Annotated in this window: 16 protein-coding genes; 6 read left to right on the forward strand and 10 right to left on the reverse strand. The window is 67.8% G+C overall.

The features are described 5' to 3' along the window. Positions 1-26 precede the first annotated feature (26 nt). From BUE42_RS17065 to BUE42_RS17110, 10 genes are all read right to left on the reverse strand, one after another. Positions 27-806, reverse strand: a complete 780-nt coding sequence (locus BUE42_RS17065; protein WP_073466362.1) for a hypothetical protein — start codon at positions 804-806, stop codon at positions 27-29. Between the two features lie 207 nt (positions 807-1,013). After that, complete coding sequence (locus BUE42_RS17070; RefSeq protein WP_073466364.1) at positions 1,014-4,694, reverse strand: hydantoinase B/oxoprolinase family protein; 3,681 nt, start codon at positions 4,692-4,694, stop codon at positions 1,014-1,016. 32 nt (positions 4,695-4,726) lie between these two features. Beyond that, positions 4,727-5,431, reverse strand: coding sequence for an ABC transporter ATP-binding protein (locus tag BUE42_RS17075; protein ID WP_073466366.1), 705 nt, complete (start codon positions 5,429-5,431; stop codon positions 4,727-4,729). Next, a complete protein-coding gene (locus BUE42_RS17080; protein ID WP_073466433.1) occupies positions 5,431-6,144 on the reverse strand; it encodes an ABC transporter ATP-binding protein in 714 nt (237 codons plus the stop codon). Before BUE42_RS17080 ends, BUE42_RS17075 begins: the two co-directional genes overlap by 1 nt. Further along, positions 6,141-7,136 carry a branched-chain amino acid ABC transporter permease gene (locus BUE42_RS17085; protein WP_073466368.1) on the reverse strand — a complete coding sequence of 332 codons (996 nt, stop codon included), beginning with the start codon at positions 7,134-7,136 and terminating at the stop codon, positions 6,141-6,143. The genes BUE42_RS17080 and BUE42_RS17085 overlap by 4 nt, the downstream gene beginning before the upstream one ends. Continuing rightward, the gene (locus BUE42_RS17090) at positions 7,133-7,999 is read right to left on the reverse strand and encodes a branched-chain amino acid ABC transporter permease (protein WP_073466369.1); all 867 of its coding nucleotides are present in this window, start codon (positions 7,997-7,999) and stop codon (positions 7,133-7,135) included. The genes BUE42_RS17085 and BUE42_RS17090 overlap by 4 nt, the downstream gene beginning before the upstream one ends. A gap of 22 nt (positions 8,000-8,021) precedes the next feature. Beyond that, complete coding sequence (locus BUE42_RS17095; protein ID WP_073466371.1) at positions 8,022-9,302, reverse strand: ABC transporter substrate-binding protein; 1,281 nt, start codon at positions 9,300-9,302, stop codon at positions 8,022-8,024. Positions 9,303-9,387: 85 nt separating this feature from the next. Next, complete coding sequence (locus BUE42_RS17100; protein ID WP_073466374.1) at positions 9,388-10,206, reverse strand: putative hydro-lyase; 819 nt, start codon at positions 10,204-10,206, stop codon at positions 9,388-9,390. A 609-nt stretch (positions 10,207-10,815) separates the two neighbouring features. Continuing rightward, entirely contained in the window at positions 10,816-11,745 is a 930-nt protein-coding gene (locus tag BUE42_RS17105; RefSeq protein ID WP_073466375.1) for a LysR family transcriptional regulator, read from the reverse strand. 56 nt (positions 11,746-11,801) lie between these two features. After that, positions 11,802-12,908, reverse strand: coding sequence for a PDDEXK nuclease domain-containing protein (locus tag BUE42_RS17110; protein ID WP_073466377.1), 1,107 nt, complete (start codon positions 12,906-12,908; stop codon positions 11,802-11,804). Between the two features lie 199 nt (positions 12,909-13,107). Here BUE42_RS17110 and BUE42_RS17115 point away from each other — a divergent pair, with 199 nt between their 5' ends. The 6 genes from BUE42_RS17115 to BUE42_RS17140 all read left to right on the forward strand — a co-directional run bounded on the left by BUE42_RS17115 (position 13,108) and on the right by BUE42_RS17140 (position 21,631). After that, entirely contained in the window at positions 13,108-14,082 is a 975-nt protein-coding gene (locus BUE42_RS17115; RefSeq protein WP_073466379.1) for a TRAP transporter substrate-binding protein, read from the forward strand. Between the two features lie 8 nt (positions 14,083-14,090). Further along, complete coding sequence (locus tag BUE42_RS17120) at positions 14,091-14,600, forward strand: TRAP transporter small permease (protein WP_073466435.1); 510 nt, start codon at positions 14,091-14,093, stop codon at positions 14,598-14,600. After that, positions 14,593-15,894: a TRAP transporter large permease gene (locus BUE42_RS17125; protein WP_073466381.1), complete on the forward strand. Its 1,302-nt coding sequence runs from the start codon at positions 14,593-14,595 to the stop codon at positions 15,892-15,894. The genes BUE42_RS17120 and BUE42_RS17125 overlap by 8 nt, the downstream gene beginning before the upstream one ends. A gap of 154 nt (positions 15,895-16,048) precedes the next feature. Next, entirely contained in the window at positions 16,049-18,607 is a 2,559-nt protein-coding gene (locus BUE42_RS17130) for a GspE/PulE family protein (RefSeq protein WP_369822974.1), read from the forward strand. 37 nt (positions 18,608-18,644) lie between these two features. Next, the gene (locus BUE42_RS17135; protein ID WP_073466384.1) at positions 18,645-20,381 is read left to right on the forward strand and encodes a GspE/PulE family protein; all 1,737 of its coding nucleotides are present in this window, start codon (positions 18,645-18,647) and stop codon (positions 20,379-20,381) included. 14 nt (positions 20,382-20,395) lie between these two features. Beyond that, on the forward strand, positions 20,396-21,631 hold the full coding sequence (locus BUE42_RS17140; protein ID WP_073466386.1) for a type II secretion system F family protein: 1,236 nt from the start codon (positions 20,396-20,398) through the stop codon (positions 21,629-21,631). Positions 21,632-21,649 lie beyond the last annotated feature (18 nt).

Below are 21,649 nucleotides of genomic sequence, written 5' to 3' on the forward strand. Positions count from 1 at the left end.
GTGCCCTCAGGGCGAGGTTTGCAGCGTCAATCGGGCGCGGCAGGCGGCACCGTCAGCGTGCTGCGGCGCCGCTGCAGCCCCCACGCAACCACCAGCACCAGCCCCCACGCCGCCGCATAAGACAGGCCGGCCCCGAGCGCCGGCAGCGCCAGCGCGAGCACGATGAAGAACGCGCCGAAGCCGACCATGCCGCGCACGAAGCCGGCCAGCAGCTCGATCGTCGCGTCGGCCCCATGCCGCACCCGCGTGAAGCACGGCAACACGTTGCCGGTGATCGGCAGCGCGAGCAGCAGCCCGCTGAGCGCTGCCGGGAACACCGGGGCGCCGCCCATGATCGCGGCCGCCAGCGCCGCGGCCGCCGCCACGCGCAACGCCAGTTCGATCGGCGGGATGTGCAGCACCGTGCGCTCGCGGCGGTGCGTCGGCATCAGTCGCAGCCCGGCCCACGGCGCGAGCGCGGCCAGCACGCAGGCGGCCGGCAGCGGCAACTCGATCCACACCAGCAAACTGCCGACCGCGAGGAACACCGCATTCGCCGCGATCAGCGACACCCACCACGGCCAGCGCCGCACGGCATGCGCGAACGCCACCATGTGCGACACCATCGCCGGGTAGGCGACCAGGGTCGCCACCGCGATCGCATGCGCCTGCGACAGCGGCGCCTGCAGCAGCACGAAACCCATGATCGGCCCGGCAATCATCGGCAACCCCGACAAGGTGCCCGCGACCCCATGGCCGAAGCGCTTCGCGGCGAAGCTCGCGGCCAGCACGACCGCGCAGACCAGTGCCAGCTTCAGCAAGAACATCGAGGGGGAGAAAAAAGAATGGGCCCGCCGGCAAGGGGGGGACTGTTGCAGCAGCGGGCCCGAAGGTCCGGCCGAAGGGAGGAGAGGGCCGGACTGCTCGGCCGGAGGGAGGGATAGGCCGAGCGGTGCGAAGTGTAGGGAGCGTTCACGCCCTTCCCGACCCGGTCACACCGGTCCATCTGTACTGACATCGTTTGCATCTTGCCCTCAGGCGGCCCCGTAGCCCCCACCGCCCGGCGTTTCGATCACGAACACGTCGCCCGGCCCCATCGGCACCGAGCCGATGTGGTCCAGCGTCTCGACCTGCCCGTCGGCCCGCTCGACCCGGTTGATGCCCGGCCGGCCGGCCGAGCCGCCGGCCATGCCGAACGCGCCGGCATGCCGCCCGTTCGACAGGATCGAGGCCGTCATCGGCTCGAGGAAGCGCACGCGCCGCACGCCGCCGTCGCCGCCGCGGTGGCGCCCGGCACCGCCCGAGCCGGGGCGGATCTCGTAGCTGTCCAGCCGCACCGGGAAGCGGAACTCGAGCACCTCCGGGTCGGTGAGCCGCGAGTTCGTCATGTGCGTCTGCACGACCGAGGTGCCGTCGAAATCCGGCCCGGCGCCCGAACCGCCCGAGATCGTCTCGTAGTACTGGTAGGTCGCGTTGCCGAAGGTGAAGTTGTTCATCGTGCACTGGCCGGCCGCCATCACGCCGAGCGCGCCGTACAGCGCGTTGGTGATGCAGGTCGAAGTCTCGACGTTACCCGCCACCACCGAGGCCGGCGGGTTCGGGTTCAGCATCGAGCCCTCGGGAATGATCACCTGCAGCGGCTTCAAGCAGCCGGCGTTCAGCGGGATGTCGTCGTTGACCAGCGTGCGGAACACGTACAGCACCGCGGCCATGCAGACCGCGCGCGGCGCGTTGAAGTTGTTCGTCAGCTGGGCCGAGGTGCCGGTGAAGTCGATCACCGCGCTGCGCGCCTGCTCGTTCACCCGGATGGCCACGCTGATGCGCGCGCCGTTGTCCAGCGGCAGCGTGAACGTGCCGTCCTTCAGCCGCGTGATCACGCGGCGCACCGATTCCTCGGCGTTGTCCTGCACATGGCGCATGTAGGCCTGCACCACGTCGAGCCCGAACTGCTGCACCATCTTGCGCAGCTCCTGCACGCCCTTCTCGTTGGCTGCGATCTGCGCCTTCAGGTCGGCGATGTTCTGCTGCGGGTTGCGCGAGGGGTGCGCGCCGCTCTTCAGCAGCGCCAGCATCTCGGCCTCGCGCAGCACGCCGGCCTCGACCAGCTTGACGTTGTCGATCTGCACGCCCTCTTCTTCGATGCGCGTCGAGAACGGCGGCATCGAGCCCGGCGTGATGCCGCCGATGTCGGCATGGTGGCCGCGCGAGCCGACGTAGAACAGCGGCTTCTCGCCGGCCACGTCGCCTTGGTAGACGGGCGTCACCACCGTCACGTCGGGCAGGTGCGTGCCGCCGTGGTACGGGTCGTTCAGCACGAAGACATCGCCGGGCTGCATGCGCCCGGCATTTCCCTGGATCACTGTCTTGATCGACTCGCTCATCGAGCCCAGGTGCACCGGCATGTGCGGCGCGTTGGCGATCAGGTTGCCGTCGGCATCGAACAGCGCGCAGCTGAAGTCGAGCCGCTCCTTGATGTTCACCGAGTACGCGGTGTTCTGCAGCTGCAGCCCCATCTGCTCGGCGATGTTCATGAACAGGTTGTTGAACACCTCCAGCATCACCGGATCCACCGTGGTGCCGATCGCGCGCCTCGCCTCGCGCGGCTGCACGCGGTCGAGCAGCAGGTGGTCGTAGGCGGTGACGCGCGCGCGCCAGCCGGGCTCGACGACGGTGGTCGCGGTCTTCTCGGCGATGACGGCCGGCCCGTCGATGGTGTGGCCGGGCAGCGCGTCCTCGCGCACCACCAGCGCCGCATCCCACCAGCGGCCGCCGCTGAACAGCTGCACCGTCTCGCGCACCGGCGCCGCGCCGCTCGCGGCCAGCGCGTGGCGCGGTTCGACCGGCGCATCGCCGGCGCCGATCGCCTCGACCGACACCGCCTCGATCACCAGCCGGCGCTCGCTCATCAGGAACGCGAAACGCCGGCGGTACGCGGCCTCGAAGGCGGCCTGGATGGCCTCCGGCGTGCCGAACGGCACCACCAGCGCCGAATCGGTGCCCTCGTAGCGCACGTGCACGCGGCGCAGCACCGTCACCGCGGCGCTGCTGGTGCCTTGGCGCTTCAGCTCGCCCTCGGTCTCGGCGGCCAGCGCATCGAGCACCTCGGCCACCGCCGGCATCGCACCGGCCAGCGGCAGTTCCACGGCTCGCTCGCGCAGCACCGCCTGGTCGGCCAGCCCCATGCCGTAAGCCGACAGCACGCCGGCCAGCGGGTGCGCAAACACCCGGTTCATGCCCAACGCATCGGCCACGCGGCAGGCGTGCTGCCCGCCGGCGCCACCGAAGCACTGCAGCGCGTAGCGCGTCACGTCGTAGCCGCGCGCCACCGAGATCTTCTTGATCGCATTGCCCATCGCGCCGACCGCGATGTCGATGAAGCCCTCGGCCACTTCCTCCGGCGAGCGCTTGACGCCGGTTGCGCGCTCGATCTCGGCCGCCATCTCGGTGAACTTGCGCACGACCACCTCGCGATCGAGCGACTGGTCGGCGTTCGGGCCGAACACCTTCGGGAAATGCGCCGGCTGGATCTTGCCGAGCATCACGTTCGCATCGGTCACCGCGAGCGGACCGCCGCGGCGGTAGCAGGCCGGGCCCGGGTTCGCGCCGGCACTCTCCGGCCCGGCGCGGAAGCGCGCGCCGTCGAAGCTGAGGATCGAGCCGCCGCCGGCTGCGACCGTGTGGATGCTCATCATCGGCGCGCGCATGCGCACGCCGGCCACCTGCGTCTCGAACGCGCGCTCGAATTCGCCGGCGAAGTGGCTCACGTCGGTGGAGGTGCCGCCCATGTCGAAGCCGATCACCTTCACGTCGACGGCTGCGGCGTTGCCGTTCGCCCCGGCCGGCAGGTCATCGCGCTGCAAGCCCAGCGGCGACAGCCCGAGCTGCGCGGTGCGCACCATGCCGACGATGCCGCCGGCCGGGCCGGACAGGATCGCGTCCTTGCCCTGGAAGGCATGTGCATCGGTCAGCCCGCCGGACGACTGCATGAAGAACAGCTTCACGCCCGGCATCTCGCTCGCGACCTGCTCCACATAGCGGCGCAGGATCGGCGACAGGTAGGCGTCGACCACCGTGGTGTCGCCGCGGCCGACCAGCTTCATCAGCGGGCTGACCTCGTGCGAAACGCTGATCTGCGGAAAGCCGATGCGCTGAGCGATCGCCTTGGCAGCCAGCTCATGCCCGGTGAAGCGGTAGCCGTGCATGAAGACGATCGCGACGCTGCGCAGCCCGGCGTCGTAGGCGGCCTGCAGGTCGACCTGCAGCTGCGCCTCGTCGAGCGCCTCGATCAGCTCGCCCTTCGCGCCGACGCGTTCGCGCGCCTCGATCACGCGGCTGTACAAGAGTTCGGGCAGCTGGATGTGGCAATCGAAGATGCGCGGGCGGTCTTGATACGCGATGCGCAGCGCATCGCGAAAGCCCCTGGTCGTGACCAGCAGCGTCGGCTCGCCCTTGCGTTCGAGCAGCGCGTTGGTGGCCACCGTGGTGCCCATCTTCACGCACTCGACGCGCTCGGCCGGAAACGGCTCACCCGGCTTCAGGCCGAGCAGGTGGCGGATGCCGGCGACCGCGGCATCGCGGTACTGCTCGGGGTTCTCGCTGAGCAGCTTGTGGGTGACCAGCACGCCGTCGGGGCGCTTCGCGACCACGTCGGTGAACGTGCCGCCGCGGTCGATCCAGAACTGCCAGCGGTCGGTGCCTTGAACTTGAGCTTGCATGGAATCCTTCCTGTGTCCCGTGCCGGGGATCATCACAACCCTAGATAGGCCTTCTTGACGTCGTCGTTGGCCGCCAGCTCGGCGCCACTGCCCTGCATCACGATGCGCCCGGTCTGGATCACGTAGCCATGGTGCGCGATCGACAAGGCCTTGTGCAGATTCTGCTCGACCAGCAGGATCGTCACGCCGCTCTGGTTCACGCGCTGGATCACCTCCAGCACCTTCGCGACGAACTTCGGCGCAATGCCCCACGACGGCTCGTCCAGCATCAGCAGCTTCGGCTTCGCCATCAGGCCGCGTGCAATCGCGAGCATCTGCTGCTCGCCGCCGCTCATCGTGCCGGCCAGTTGCGTCTCGCGCTCCTTCAGGATCGGGAACAGCGTGAACATCTCGTCGATGCCGGCCGCCATCTCGTGCGCATCGGTGCGGGTGAAGGCGCCGAGCTCCAGGTTGCGCCGCACCGTCAGGCGCGGGAACAGCCGGCGGCCTTCGGGCACCAGCGACAGGCCGAGCGGCACCCGCCGGTGGGCCGGCAGCTCGTGCACCAGACGGCCATCGAAGCGCACGCTGCCGGCATCGACATTGTTGAGGCCGGCGATCGCGCGCAGCGTGGTCGACTTGCCGTTGCCGTTGCCGCCGACCAGCGCGACGATCCTGCCCTGCGGCACCTCGAGGCTGACGTCAGACAAGGCCAGCACGCCGCCGTAGCTGACGCGCAAGTTGGAAACCTGCAGCATCACTCGTCTCCCAGGTAGGCGTGGATCACGTGCGGGTCGCGCGAGACCTCGGCCGGCGTGCCGTCGGCGATCTTCACGCCACGGTCGAGCACGACAATCCTGTCGGCGATCGGCATGATGCCTTCGAGCACGTGCTCGACGATCAGGCAGGCGATGCCGCGCTCGCGGATGTTCAGCACCACCTTGACCATCTCGCGCACCTCCGACGGGTTCAGGCCGGCCATCACCTCGTCCATCAACAGCAGCTTCGGTGCGATGGCCAGCGCGCGCGCCACCGCCAGGCGGCGCTGCTCGCTGATCGTCATGCTGCCGGCGGGCTTGTCGGCGAATTGATCGAGGTTGACGAAGGCCAGCCACTGCAGCGCCTCGGCACGCGCCGCCGAGACGCGGCGCTTGCGCATCAGCGCGCCGGCCATCACGTTCTCGCAGGCCGTCATGCTGGTGAAGGTGCGCGCGACCTGGAAGGTGCGGCCGACGCCGGCTCGCGCGCAGGCTTCGGGTGGCAGGCCGGAGATCAGTTGGCCGTCGAGCCGGATCTCTCCGGCGCTTGGCGTGTAGAAGCCGGCGACGCAGTTGAACGCGGTCGTCTTGCCGGCGCCGTTCGGGCCGATCAGCCCGACGATCTGGCCGGCATCGACGCTGAACGAGACCTCCTGGTTGGCCATCAGGCCGCCGAAGCGCTTCGAGACGCCTTGAAGTTCGAGCAGACTCACAGCGCCACCTCCACCTTGGCGGCTTCGGCCGCGCGGGCGCGGCGCCGCTGCCGCCATTCGCGGAACCAGCCGATCAGCCCGCTCGGGTAGAACACCGCGATGCCGACGATCAGCGCCGCGTAGATGATGGTGTCGGTGCCGCGGCCGGTGCCGCCGAAGCTGGCGCGCGTGAACTCTTCGATCGTCGTCAGCACCACCGAGCCGACCACCGGCCCGAACAGCGTGCCGACGCCGCCGAGGATGGACACCAGCGCCATCTTGATCGACAGCGCGGTGCTCAGCACCGAGCCCGGGTCGATGTACAGCTCCTTCTGCGCGTACAGGCTGCCGCCGAGCGCGGTGAAGAACGCGCTGAGCGACAGCGCCACCTGCTTGTAGCGCGCGATGTCGATGCCGATGCTGCGCGCAGCATCGGGCTCGTCCTTGATGGCCCGCAGGTAGTAGCCGATGTGGCTGCGCTCCACCGCCCAGGTGGCCCCCAGCGTCAGCGTCAGCAGCCCGAGCGCGATCCAGTAGTACGGCGCCTTGTCGGCGAACACCATCGTGGCCCAGCCCCGCTGGTCCATCGGGATCGTCAGGCCGACCGCGCTGCCGGCGTATTCCCAGTTGGTGAACACGATCTGCACGATCTCGGCGACCGCGATCGTCGCCATCGCGAAGTAGTGGCCCTTCAGCCGGAAGCACGACCAGCCGAAGCCGAGGCTCAGCAGCGCCGCGACCACGCCACCGAGCAGCATGCCGAGCCACGGGTTGACGCCGAAGTTCAGCAGCAGCAGCGTCGAGGTGTAGGCGCCGAGCCCGTAGAACGCCGCGTGGCCGAGCGAGACCTGGCCGGCGTAGCCGCCGAGCAAGTTCCACGCGACGCCGAGCTGCGCGGCCATCAGCACCAGGATCGCGAGGTTCAAGTGCGAGGGGCTGTGCGTGACGAACGGCAGCAGGACGGCGGCGGCCGCCAGCGCCATGAGTGCGAGGGTCTTCGTAGATGGCTTCATGCTTTCCCCATCAGGCCCTGCGGCCGGAACATCAACACCGCGAGGAACAGCACCAGCACGACGGCGGTCTTGTACTGCGGCCCGAGCAGCAAGCCGCCCATCACCTCGATCACGCCGACCAGGATGCCGGCCCAGAACGCGCCGGTCACGCTGCCGAAGCCGCCGAGGTTGACGACGACGAAGGCGAGCAGGATGAAGTTGGCGCCGACCTCCGGGAAGATCGGGAAGAAGGTCGCGAGCAGCACCCCGGCCGCGCCGGCGCAGGCCGCGCCGATGCCCCAGGCGAGCGCGAACATGCGGTGCGAATCGATGCCCATCAACTGCGCGGCCTCCTTGTCGGCGGCGGTGGCTTCGAGCGCTGCCCCGAGCCGGGTGCGCGTCAGGAAGAAGTGCACCAGCGCGGTGACGACAATCGCGCCGAGCCCGGCCACCAGCTGCGGCCGGCCGAGCTGGATGCCGGCCAGCTTGACGCTGCCGCTGACCCACGAACCCTCGATCGAGCGGAAGTCGGGCTTCCACAGGAACTGCGCGACGCCGCGCAGCAGGATCATCAGCCCGAAGGTGGTGAAGATCTGGCTCAGCATCGGCGCGTCGGTGATACGGCGGATCACCAGCTTGTACAGCAGCATGCCGAACGCGAACAGCATCAGCACCGTGAGCGGCAGCGTCAGCAGCGGGTCGAGCGCGAACAGCGCGAACAGCCAGAAGCTCGCGTACATGCCGAGCATCAGGAACTCGCCGTGCGCGAAGTTCACGATGTCCATCACGCCGAAGATCATCGTGAGGCCGATCGCGACCAACGCATAGATCAAGCCGATCAACACGCCGGACGCGAGGGTCTGGAGCAGGATTTCTGCGGTCATGATGGACGTCCCGTGGGCCTGGTTACTTGCGCTGGTCCCACTTCGGCATCGGCCACGTCACCTCGCGCGTCGCCAGGTTGAACGGGTACACCGTGTTGTACTTGCCGTCGATGATCTGCACCAGGATGCCGCGGCCCAGCGTGTTCTGGCCGGTGCTGTCGAACTTGACGCCCTTCCACGGCATGATCAGATTCTCGGCGCGCAGGTCGGTTTCCGACAGGGCCTTGCGGATCGCTTCCGGCTCGGTGGAGGCGGCGCGGTTGATCGCATCGGCCAGCACCATCAGCCCGGTGAAGGTGCGCGACGAGTTGCCGGTGAAGTTGGCCTTGTAGCGCGCGAGGAACAGGTCGTTGACCTGCTTGATCAGCGGGTTGCGCGTGGCGAGGTCCAACGCCCACACCTCGCGCGTGATCACGTACTCGGCATCCTTGCCCAGCGTCTTGATGAACTCGGTGTCGGTGAAGCCGGCGTTGTTCGCGAGGATCATGTCCGGCGAGAAGCCCAGTTCCTTGTAGGTCTTCATCGACAGCAGCGCGTCACCCAGGTACGACGACTGCATCACCAGCGACGGGTTGGCCGCCTTCAGCGTCTGCACTTCCGACGTGAGCTGCGTGCTCTTGGCCGGGTAGGTGACCTGCTTGATCAGGTTGTAGCCCTTCTCGGGGGCCAGCTTCGCCTGCAGCTTGGTGGTCTCGTTGCCCCACAGCGTGTTCTCGTTGAAGGTCGCGATCGCGCCGATCTTGAAGTTCTTCTTCGCCTCCAGCTCCTTCAGGAAGTCGAAGAAGTTGTGCACGAACAGGTCGTCGTGCGGCGTGGTGCGGAAGAACCACTTGAAGTTGCGCGCCGTCAGCGAGGCCGACGACGACTCGGGGTTCAGGAAGGGCACGCCATAGCGCTCGGCCACCTGGCTCGCGGTGGCGGTGACGTTGCTGTTGTAGGCGCCGACGAGCGCGACGACCTTTTCCTGCGTGATCAGCCGCTCGGCCTCGGTCGCGCCGGTCTGCGGGTTGCCCTGGTGGTCGGCGAACACCAGCTTGATCTTCGCGCCCTTCAGCTTCGGCAGGCCGCCACCGGCGGCGAACGGCAGGTCGGCAATTCCTTTCGCCCCGTTGTTGATGATGTCGGCGGCCAGCTCCAGCGCGTTCTTCAGCTCGGCGCCGGTCGACGCGGCCGGGCCGGTCAGCGGGTAGATCACGCCGATCTTCACGTCGGCCGACTGGGCGCGTGCGCCGGTGCCGAACAGGCCCAGCAGACTGGCGCCCAGCGCCTGAATCACGGACCTGCGGTTCTCGAAATGCTGCATGGAATGCTCCTGATGAAATGGATGGTTCATGAGAGGGATGCGCGGCTCCGCAAGCGCAACAAGCGCTCGGAGGCTTGGACAGGCATCAAAAACTGGCGAGCTGCGCGTTGAGCAGATCGGTGATCAACATGGCACCGGGTGCGTGCGTGATGCTGAATTCGGGCTTGGCCTGGGTGATGGCCGCCTGCGGCGTGACACCGCAGGCCCAGAATACCGGCAATTCGTCGGGCATCACCTCCACGGCGTCGCCATAGTCCGGGCGGTCGAGGTCGGCAATGCCGATCTGCCGAGGATCTCCGATATGAACCGGTGCGCCGTGGACGGATGGGAATCGCGATGTGACCTGTACCGCTCGGATGGCATCGGCTGCCCGGAACGGGCGCATCGACACCACCATGGGTCCGTGGAAAGGTCCAGCCGGCTCCGTTTCGATGTTGGTGCGGTACATGGCCACGTTGCGCTTCTGCGCGACATGGCGCAATGGCAATCCAGCCTCCAGAAGCGCCTGCTCGAACGAGAACGAGCAGCCGATCACGAAGCTGACCAGGTCGTCACGCCACAGCGCCTCGATATCGCTCACCTCGTCGACCAGCTCTCCGCGGCGCCACACGCGGTAGCGCGGAACATCGGTGCGGATATCAATGTCGGTCCCCAGCGTCGGCAGCATCGGGTCCCCTGGCTCAGAAACCGCCAGCACCGGGCATGGCTTCGGATTTCGTTGGCAGTACCGCAAGAAGTCGCCGGCCAAGTCCTGCGGCAGGATCACCAGGTTGCCCTGCACGTGATCGTCGGCCAAGCCGCTGGTGTGTGACGACCAGCGTGCCGCCCGGATCTCGGCGCGAGCCTGCTGGGCAGCCGAGAACTGCGACTTGACATCATCCGCTCGGCGCTTCGCTCTGGCCATGAGGTCCGAGTATCCAGAAGAGGAGGCTGTGCCTTCTGCGGCAAATGCTCCTTGCTGGTCTGATCCGTACTGCATCGCGATCCCCTGAGTTGATCTGACAGGCCTATCGGGTATGGCACTGGCGCTCTGCGTTGGCCGCCAAGTCCTCCGGCGACGAATTTGGGCCTGCATGCAGCGCAACGGCGAGGGCAGCCATCGGAATACCTGCAATGACTGCCGCCACCGACCTCAGTACATCGGCCCTCGATCTCAAGGATCGAGATTCCCGTCGCCTCGCTGCGAGAAGCCCACCAACAACGAGCAGCGACACCAGCAGCGAAGGGCAATCGCATGCTCCTGAGGCCGCTCCGTCGACCGTGGATTCAAGAGAATGGATCGAGGGCATCGGCACGAGGTGTGATTGCTCTTCTGCAAACATGGCATCGGCTCCATTGAGTTGCGAGGAATTTCATCGACCGCGATCACACGTGCCTTCCGCTCGGGATCAAAGGCCCTGACGACGTGACGGCTTGATGACTCGGGCGGATTTTGTGGTCCTCAGGCAGTCGCCGCAAACAAGAAATTTTTCGCTCAGCTCATCGATTTTTTCGATGTTCCAAGTTGGGGTTTTCACCCATTCTTGGTGCGCTTTCGGGGAGCCTTCGCTCCGGTCTTCGGCACGCCGATGTAGTCGAACACGGCGTCCAGCACGTCGATCGCGACCGACGAGGTCGGGTCGTCGCGCCAGCTCGCATGCACCGGCAAGGGGAGCAGCGGCACCTCGCAGGCCAGCGGCTTGATCGGCAGGCGCTCGGCGAGCCGCAGCACGGCCGCGAGCGGCAGCGTCGCGACGCCGATGCCGCCCTCGACCAGCTGCACCATCGCCGAGATCGACGAGATCGCGTGCACCCGCCGCGGCTCCAGCCCGGCCGCGCGGAACAGGTCGAGCAGGGCCACGTGCGGTTGCGAACCGCGCTGGAAGGTCAGCAGTTCCAGCTGCGCCAGGTCGGCGAGCGCGTAGCGGCGCTTGCGGTGCAGGTCCTTGTGGCCGACGAACACCATCTCCATCGGCGGCAGCGCGCGGCTGCGCAGGTTCTCGCCGGAGGTCGGCAACGCGGCGAAGGCCAGGTCGAGTGCACCGCGCTGCACCTGGTCGACCAGCACCGGCGTGGTTTCCACCGTCAGCTCGAGCGCGAAATCGGGGTTGGTGCTGCGCATGTGCTGCACCCAGTCGATCAGCCAGGAGTGCAGCACCGATTCGATGACGCCGATGCGCAGCGAGACGGTGCGTTGCGCGCCATCGGCCCCGGCGCCCATCTCGGCCTTGATCTCGCGGTGCAGCGCGAGCAGTCGTTGCGCGTGCGTGAAGAAGCGCAAGCCGCCGACGGTCAGGCGGAACTGCTTGTCGCGCCGGTCGAGCAGCAGCACCCCCAGTTCTTCCTCCAACGCGGCAATGCGGCTGGACATCGCCGATTGCGTGATGAACAGCTTCTCAGCGGCGCGCGAGACGCTCTTCAGCGTGACGACCCAGTAGAAGGCTTCGACGAAACGGTGGTTCATGGGCGAAGGAACGCTGCGGCGGAGGAGAGCATTGTCCTCAGAAGAGACGTCGTCCTTCAGGATTTCCAGGATGGGGCATCACTTCCGCCCTCGCCGACTGCACCCAGTTCACGTTCGATCTGCTCCACGCTGGGGAGGCTGGTCCGCAGATCGGCCGGCAGCGCTTCGACCAGTTGATACTCGGCCACCCCGATGGGCCTGTTCGAGTCGCGCAGAGCGTACTCAGCGACCACTCGATTCTTGGTGCGGCACAGCAGAAGGCCAATGGTCGGTCCGTCATGCTCCGACTTGAACTGGGCATCAACCGCCGAAAGATAGAAGCCCAACTGTCCGGCGTGCTCGGGCTTGAAGGCGCCGGCCTTCAGTTCCACCACCACGTAGCTGTGCAATTTGAGGTGGTAGAACAACAGGTCGACGTAGAAATCCTCGCCACCCACTTCAAGATGCAGTTGACGCCCGACAAAGGCGAAACCCGCCCCGAGTTCCAGCAAGAAGCGTGAGATGTGCTGGACAAGGGCCTGTTCGATCGAGCGCTCGTCCGCCTCCTTGCCGACCTCCAGAAAATCGAAGAGGTAGGGGTCTTTCAATGCGTGGCGCGCCAAGTCGGACTGAGGGGGCGGCAATGCGGATCCGAAATTGGTGACAGCTTGACCTTCGCGAGCCAGCGCATTGCCGTCGATCTGCATCGTCAGGACGTTGCGCGACCATCCTTGCTCGATGGCACGCTGCGCGTACCGCAGCCGAGTAGGTTGGTCTTTCAGTTTGCTCAGCAGCACGAGGTTGTGGCCCCACGGCAATTGTCCAACAAGCTGTTGGACAATTTGGCCGTCACGCCAAGCGTCGGCGAACGCTCGCATGTACATCAGGTTGGCACGTGAGAAGCCCTTCATCTGGGGAAAGGCATTGTGCAGATCGTGGGCGAGCCGGTCGATGACCTTGGCACCCCATCCCTGGTGGGCTTGGCGAGCAAGAATATCGCGACCGATCTGCCAGTACAACGACACAAGCTCCTGGTTTGCTGCCACCACGGTCCGCTGCTGCGCCGTCTGTATGCGCGCCTTCAACTCGATGAACCAGGCCACATAGCCTGCAGGTGGCTCAACGAATGACGAGGGAACCTGCTCGATGGCAGGCGCGCTGCCGGAAGGAGACTTGCTTGCCATGCCGTGAGCTCTTGGGGTCGATTGATTGGCCCCAACAGCCCGGGCACGTCGCGCGATCCTAGGAAAACAAAAGGCCTTTCGGCTCCTCACTTTCTACACAGTCCGTCCGTGGAACAGAGCTTGCTAAGCGTAGAAGCCCGTATGGTCGCGCAGCAGCAAGCTGCTTAACCTAGCGGGCATCAACCTCTGGAGTCTCCCGATGAGCGTGCGTCTTCCGCTGCTGGCTTGCGTGTTCTCCGCTGCCCTGTCCCTCCCGGCCGCGGCCCAGACCAAATGGGACCTGCCGGCCGCCTACCCGGCCAGCAACTTCCACACCGAGAACCTGACCCAGTTCGCCGCCGACGTCGACAAGGCCACGGCCGGCAAGCTGAAGATCACCGTGCATGCCAACGCCTCGCTGTTCAAGGCGCCCGAGATCAAGCGCGCGGTGCAGGGCGGCCAGGCGCAGATCGGCGAGATCCTGCTGGTCAACTACCAGAACGAGTGGCAGATCTTCGGCGCCGACGGCCTGCCCTTCCTCGCCGACAGCTACGACGAATCGGCCAAGCTCTACAAGGCGCAGAAGCCGGTGCTCGACAAGAAGCTCGCCGAGCAGGGAATGATGCTGCTCTACGCGGTGGCCTGGCCGCCGCAGGGCATCTACGTCAAGAAGCCGATCAACTCGGCCGCCGACCTGAAGGGCGTCAAGTGGCGCGCCTACAGCCCGGCCACCTCGCGCATCGCCGAGCTCGTCAACGCGCAGCCGGTCACGGTGCAGGCGGCCGAGCTGTCGCAGGCCATGGCCACCGGCGTGATCGAGTCGTACATGTCGTCCGGCTCGACCGGCTACGACACCAAGACCTACGAGCACATCAAGTACTTCTACGACACCCAGGCCTGGCTGCCGAAGAACGCGGTGCTGGTCAACAAGGCCGCGTTCGACGCGCTCGACAAGCCCACCCAGGCCGCGCTGCTGAAGGCCGGTGCCGACGCCGAGGCGCGCGGCTGGGCGCTGTCGAAGAGCAAGAACACCGAGTACCTCGAGCTGCTGAAGAAGAACGGCATGACCATCCTGCCGCCGTCCGCGCAACTCAAGTCCGACCTGAAGAAGGTCGGCGACACGATGCTGCAGGAGTGGCTGCAGAAGGCCGGCCCCGAAGGCCAGGCCATCGTCGACGCCTACCGCAAGCCGTGAGCGCGGCGCTGCGCCGCGGGCTGGACGCGCTGTACGACGCCAGCGCCGCGCTCGCCGCGGTCTTCATGGTCGGCTTGCTGCTGGCCGTGCTGCTGTCGATCGTCAGCCGGCAGCTGCACTTCAACGTGCCGGGCGTCGACAGCTACGCCGGCTACCTGATGGCCGCCACCGGCTTCCTCGCGCTCGCCCACACGCTGAAGCAGGGCGAGCACATCCGCGTGACGCTGCTGCTCAATGCGCTGAAGGGCGCAGCGCGCCGGCGCCTGGAGCTGTGGGCGCTGGGCGCCGCGAGCGCGCTGGCACTGATGGCGGCGTTCTACGCCTGCAAGCTGGTCTGGCAGTCGTACGTGTTCCACGACATCTCGACCGGCAACGACGCGATGCCGCTGTGGATCCCGCAGCTGAGCATGGCCGCCGGCAGCGTGGTGCTCGCGGTCGCGTTCGTCGACGAGCTGGTGCTGGAAATCCTCGGCCGGCGCGTGGTGCCGGTGTCCGAAGAGGCGAGCCGCAATGAATGACCTGGTGGTGACGACGCTGCTGATCGCGTCGCTGTTCCTGATCCTCGGCAGCGGCGTGTGGATCGGGCTGACGCTGTCGGGCGTCGCGTGGATCGGCATGCAGCTGTTCAGCTCGCGGCCGGCGGGCGACGCGATGGCGGTGACGATCTGGGGCTCGGCCTCGAGCTGGACGCTGACCGCGCTGCCGCTGTTCATCTGGATGGGCGAGATCCTGTTCCGCACCCGGCTCAGCCAGGACATGTTCAAAGGCCTCGCGCCGTGGATGCAACGGCTGCCCGGCCGGCTGCTGCACACCAACGTGGTCGGCTGCGCGATCTTCGCGGCGGTGTCGGGCTCGAGCGCCGCCACCTGCGCCACCATCGGCAAGATGAGCCTGCCCGAGCTGAAGCGCCGCGGCTACCCCGACGCGATGGCGATCGGATCGCTGGCCGGTGCCGGCACGCTGGGGCTGCTGATCCCGCCGTCGATCATCATGATCGTCTACGGCGTGACGGCCGACGTCTCGATCTCGCAGCTGTTCATCGCCGGCGTGCTGCCGGGTGCGCTGCTGGCGCTGATCTTCTCCGGCTACATCGCGCTGTGGTCGCTGCGCCACCCCGGGCAGATCCCGCCGGCCGACGCGCCGATGAGCCTGCGCGAAAAGCTCGAGGCCTCGCGCAGCCTGATCCCGGTGGTGCTGCTGATCGCCGCGGTGCTGGGCTCGATCTACGCCGGCATCGCCACCGCGACCGAGGCCGCGGGGCTGGGCGTGCTGGGCTCGCTGGTCCTGTCGGCGCTGCAGGGCTCGCTGACCTGGAGCACCTTCAAGCAGTCGCTGATGGGCGGCACGCGCCTGTACTGCATGATCGCGCTGATCCTGTCGGGTGCCGCTTTCCTGACGCTTGCGATGGGCTACATCGGCCTGCCGCGGCACCTCGCGGAATGGATCGCGACGCTCGGGCTCAGCCCGTTCGGGCTGATCCTGATGCTGACCGCGTTCTACGTGGTCCTCGGCTGCTTCCTCGACGGCATCTCGATGGTGGTGCTGACGATGGGCGTGATCATGCCGACGGTGCTGAAGGCCGGCATCGACCCACTGTGGTTCGGCATCTTCATCGTGATCGTCGTCGAGATGGCCCAGGTGACGCCGCCGGTGGGCTTCAACCTGTTCGTGCTGCAGGGCATGACGCGCCGCGAGATCGGCTACATCGCGAAGACCGCCTTCCCGTTCTTCCTGCTGTTGGTGATGATGGTGGTGCTGCTGTACCTGTTCCCGCAGATCATCACGTTCCTGCCGGACCAGATGAAAAGCTAGTACCTGCTCCCCACGCGGATATGGCGGCCCAAAGGCCGTCAATTCGTCGCTTTGTACAGGGGGTGGTACTTCTACGATGCCAGGGCGGAAAACTGTTCCGCGCCCTGGCGCGCCGGGTTTGCCCGCACGCGCCCGTCCTTCAAAGGATGGACCCGTGTCCGATCTGACGACTCCGCCGAACTGGGTGCTGGACCTGCCGGCCCTCTCGGAACCACCCGCCCCGGCCCCCGCCCCCGCGCCGGCCGAGAAGGCGCGCCACGAAGGCTTTCGCTGGCCGACGCCACCGTTCGCCGCCTACCCCGATGCGCTGGAGCAGAACCAGCCGCAGGCCTGCCGCATCGTCGGCCTGAACGACCGCGAGATGAACGGACGGCTGATCTTCTTCGTGCCGGAACAGACCGTCGCCCATGTGCAGGTGCCCCCGGCGCGCACGACGATGGCACTGCGCTTCACGCAATTCCGCAGCCTGCGCGTCGTCGAGCCGCTGAAGCCCGCCAGCGACGCGAGCGGCGACCCGCACGCCGGCATGCTGGAGCACCGCCCGTCCAGCCGCTACAAGGTGACGCTCAAATCCGCCGCGCTGCTCGAAGGCGACACCATCGGCCATGTGGAGACACCGCACGGCCTGTTCCTGTTCCCGCCGATCGATGCCGAAGGCAGCGTGCAGCGCCTGTTCGTGCCGCGCGACGCCTACGAGAGCTTCGAGATCGGCGAGCGCATCGGCGACCTGCTGGTGGCCGAGAAGATGGCGACGCCGCAGCAGGTGGCCCAGGCCGCCGACATGCAGCAGCAGTTGCGCAACCAGAAGCTCGGCGACATCCTCGTCTCGCGCCAGATCGTCACGCCCAACCAGCTGCTCAGCGCGATCGAGCAGCAGGCCAAGATGCCGATGGTGCGCATCGGCGAGGCGCTGACCTCGCTCGGCCTGGTCAGCGAAGAACAGCTGCAGGACGCGCTCTCGCAGCAGAAGAACGACCGCAGCGTGCCGCTGGGCGAACTGCTGGTGCGCATGGGCACCGTCTCGCGCGAGGACCTGCAGACGGCGCTCGCCCGCAAGATGGGCTACCCGGTCGTCAACGTCAATGCCTTCCCGGTCGAGGCCGAGGCGCTGCGCAAGCTGCCGTATGCGGCCGCCGCGCGGCTGCAGGTGCTGCCGCTGCTGATCCGCGAAGGCCGGCTGGTGATCGCGATCGACGACCCGGCACGCCGGCGCAGCGCGGTCGACGAGGTCGAGTTCATCGCGCAGATGAAGATCGTGCCGGTGCTCGCGCTCGGCCATTCGGTGGCCGACACCATCTTCGCCGCCTACGAGAAGATCGGCGCCGCCAACCACCAGGCGGCCAACGGCGACTCGCCCGACAAGCCGATCGAGTTCGTCGCCGCCGACACCGGCAAGCTGATGGAGACGCTCGAGAAGGAGCACTCCGGCCTGCCCGGCTTCGAGGACGAGCGGCAGATCGAGCAATCCGACAACTCGCTGGTGCGCCTGATCAACAACATGATCATCGAGGCGCACAAGGAAGGCGTCTCCGACATCCACGTCGAGAGCTACCCGGGGCGCGACAAGATCAAGGTCCGCTTCCGCAAGGACGGCACGCTGCGCACCCACCTGGAGCTGCCGCCGAACTACCGCAATGCGTTGATCGCCCGCATCAAGATCATGTGCGATCTCGACATCTCCGAGCGCCGCAAGCCGCAGGACGGCAAGATCAACTTCGCCAAGTTCTCGCCCCAGCACAAGATCGAGCTGCGCGTGGCCACCATCCCGACCAACAGCGGGCTCGAGGACGTGGTGATGCGGATCCTCGCGTCGGCCAAGCCGATCCCGCTCGACAACCTGGGCCTGAGCCCGTGGAACCTGAAGCATCTGAAGGAGGCGATGGAGCGCCCCTACGGGCTGGTGCTGTGCGTCGGCCCGACCGGCTCGGGCAAGACGACCACGCTGCACTCGGCGCTCAGCCACATCAACGTGCCCGAGCGCAAGATCTGGACCGCCGAGGACCCGGTCGAAATCACCCAGCCCGGCCTGCGCCAGGTGCAGGTCAACCCGAAGATCGACTGGACCTTCGCGAAGGCGCTGCGGGCCTTCCTGCGGGCCGACCCGGACGTGATCATGGTCGGTGAAATGCGCGACGGCGAAACCGCCCAGATGGGCGTCGAAGCCTCGCTGACGGGCCACCTGGTGCTGTCCACGCTGCACACCAACAGCGCGCCGGAAACCGTCACGCGGCTCATCGACATGGGCCTCGATCCGTTCAACTTCGCAGACTCCCTGCTGGGTGTACTGGCACAACGGTTGGTGAGACGTTTGTGCCCCCACTGCCGTGTGTCAGGGTTGGCATCTACCGAACAAATCGACGAGCTTCTGCACGATTACTTGCATATCTGTCCGCAAGATCATCCTCGGTTCCAACCAGACGTGATCCGAACAGAATGGACAGAGCGCTTCGGCCAGAACGGCCACTTGATGCACCACCACAGTCCCGGCTGCGACAAATGCGGCGGCACGGGGCAGCGTGGTCGTGCGGGCCTGCACGAGCTGATGATCGTGTCGCGCGAGTTGCGCCGGCTGATCCAGACCAGCGCGCGCGCCGAGCAGCTGCTGCAGTGCGCGCTGCTCGAGGGCATGCGCACGCTGCGCCAGGATGGCATCGAGAAGGTGCTGCAGGGCGTGACCAGCCTGGCCGAGGTGCGGGCGACCAGCAACAGCTGACCCGGTCGCCCACCGGCCGCCGCGGGAGCGCGCGGCCATGAAGCTGATCGCTGCCTCGGCCGGATCGGGCACCGCCGCCGCCGCCCCACGCCGCGACAAGCTTCGCCTGGGCGACGTGCTGCTGGCACAGCGCCTGATCTCCGAAGAGCAGCTCACGCTGGCCCTCGAACTGCAGAACACCAGCGGCCGCAAGCTCGGCCGCGTGCTGATCGAGCGCGGTGCGCTGACCGAAGAAGCGCTGGCCCATGCACTGGCCCGCCAGTTGCGCGCGCCGGTGGTCAACCTGAACAGCTACCCGCTGAAGGGCGAGCTGGTGCGCCAGCTCGGCGAGGCCGCGGCACGGCGCCACCGCGCGATCGTGCTCGAAGACCGCGGCGACCACCTGCTGGTGGCGTTCTCCGATCCGCTCGACCTGGTGGCGCATGACGACGTCGCGCGGCTGCTCAAGCGCAGCATCCAGGTGGCCGTGGTGCCCGAGAGCCAGCTGACGCCGGCGTTCGACCGCCACTACCGCCGCACCGACGAGATCTCAGGCCTCGCGAAGGCGCTCGAGAAAGACCTCGGCGATGCGGTCGATTTCGGCGCGCTGCAGGAGTCCGTCGGCCAGGAAGGCGCGCCAGTCGTGCGGCTGCTGCAGTCGGTGTTCGAGGACGCGATGATGATCGGCGCGTCCGACGTGCACCTCGAGCCGCAGGAGAACGAGCTGCTGATCCGCAGCCGCATCGACGGCGTGCTGCAGACGCAGACGCAGGCCGACAAGCGCATCGCCGGGGCGCTGACGCAGCGCCTGAAGCTGATGGCCAACCTCGACATCTCCGAGAAGCGCCTGCCGCAGGACGGCCGCTTCACGCTGCGGCTGCGCGGCCGCACGATCGACGTGCGGCTGTCGACGCTGCCCAGCCAGTACGGCGAATCGGTCGTGATGCGGCTGCTCGGCCAGAGCAGCGAGGTGCGCCGCCTCGACGACATCGGCATGCCGGCCGACATGCTGGCGCGCTTTCGCGAGCTGCTCGGCCGCAGCACCGGCACCGTGCTCGTCACCGGCCCGACCGGCTCGGGCAAGACGACCACGCTGTACGCCGCGCTCGCCGAACTCGACGCGAGCCGCCAGAAGATCATCACCGTCGAAGACCCGGTGGAGTACCGGTTGCCCGGGCTGACGCAGGTGCAGGTCAACGACAAGATCGAACTCACGTTCGCCCGCGTGCTGCGCGCCACGCTGCGCCAGGATCCCGACGTGATCCTGGTCGGCGAGATGCGCGACACCGAGACCGCCGAGATCGGCCTGCGCGCGGCGATCACCGGCCACCTGGTGCTGTCGACGCTGCACACCCGCGACGCCGCGAGCACGCCGTACCGGCTGCTCGACATGGGCGTGCCGGCCTTCATGGTCGCGACCGCGCTGCAGGCGGTGGTCGCGCAGCGCCTGGTGCGCCGCAACTGCATCCACTGCACGCGCCCGCACGACGCGTCGCCGCAAGAGGCCGCCTGGCTCGGCCTGATGACCGGCGACAGCGCGCTGCCGACCCAGCGCGGGCGCGGTTGCATGGCCTGCAACGGCACCGGTTACGCCGGCCGGATCGGCGTCTACGAGATGCTCGAGATGGACGCCGCGCTGGCGCAGACCGCCACCCACGGCGACCCCGCCACCTTCCTGGCCGCGGCGCGCGCACGCCTGCACGGCCGCACGCTCGCGCACCGGGCCGCCGACCTGGTGCTTGCCGGCCAGACCTCGATCGCCGAAGCAATGCGGCTGACCAGCGAATTCGACTAGGGCCTGTCAACACCATGGATCGCTTCAACTGGAAGGGACGCAACGCCCGCGGCGAGCTGATCACCGGCACGCTGAACGCAGGCAGCGAGGCGGCGGTCGCCGACCAGTTGCTGGCCGGTGGCGTGACGCCGGTGACCATTGCGCCGAACGGCGACGTCGCGGCACTCGCGCGGCCTGCGTGGTGGCAGGCGCTGCGCAGCCACCCGATCACGCCCGAAGACACGCTGGTGCTGGCGCGCCAGCTGTACTCGCTGCTGCGCGCCGGCGTGCCGCTGCTGCGCGCGCTGGCCGGCCTGCAGGCCTCGGCCATCAAGCCGGGGCTGGCGCTGATGCTGGCCGACGTGCGCGCCTCGCTCGACCAGGGCCGCGAGCTGTCGGTCGCGCTGGCGCGCCATCCGCAGGTGTTCTCGGGCTTCTTCATCGCGATGACGCGGGTCGGCGAAATGACCGGCCGCCTGCCGGAGGTGTTCCAGCGCCTGGCCGAGCACATCGAGTTCGAGATGGACATCCGCGCCCGCATCCGCCAGGCGCTGCGCTACCCGGCGATGGTGGTGGTGGCGATGGGCATCGCGCTGGTGGTCATCAACCTCTTCGTGCTGCCGACCTTCGCGACGGTGTTCGCCGGCTTCAAGGCGCAGCTGCCGCTGATGACGCGATTGCTGCTCGGCTTCTCGGCCTTCACGCTCACCTGGTGGCCGGCGCTGCTGATCGCGGGCTCGGGCGGCTTCGTGGCGCTGCGCAGCTGGCTCGCCACGCCGGACGGCCGCTACCGCTGGGACCGCGTGAAGCTGCGCCTGCCGATCGCCGGGCCGATCGTGCTGAAGGCCACGCTGGCCCGCTTCGCGCGCAGCTTCGCGCTGGCATCGCGCAGCGGCATTCCGCTCAGCCAGGCGATGACGGTGGTCGCGCAGACCGTCGACAACGCCTGGATCGCGAGCCGCATCGAGCAGATGCGCGACGGCGTCGAGCGCGGCGGCAGCCTGTCGCGCTGCGCGGCGGCCAGCGGCATCTTCACGCCGGTGGTGCTGCAGATGATCGCGGTCGGCGAGGAAACCGGCGAGCTCGACACGCTGCTGGTCGAGATCGCCGGCATGTACGAGCGCGAGACGGCCTACGGCATCCAGGGCCTGGCCGCCGCGATCGAGCCGCTGCTGCTGCTGGTGATCGCCGGGCTGGTGCTGGTGCTGGCGCTCGGCGTCTTCCTGCCGCTGTGGAGCCTCGGGCAGGCGGCGATGGGCCGGGGCGGTTGATCTGTACCCCTCCAGCCG

The organism is Rhizobacter sp. OV335, assembly GCF_900142965.1.
Lineage (GTDB): Bacteria > Pseudomonadota > Gammaproteobacteria > Burkholderiales > Burkholderiaceae_C > Rhizobacter.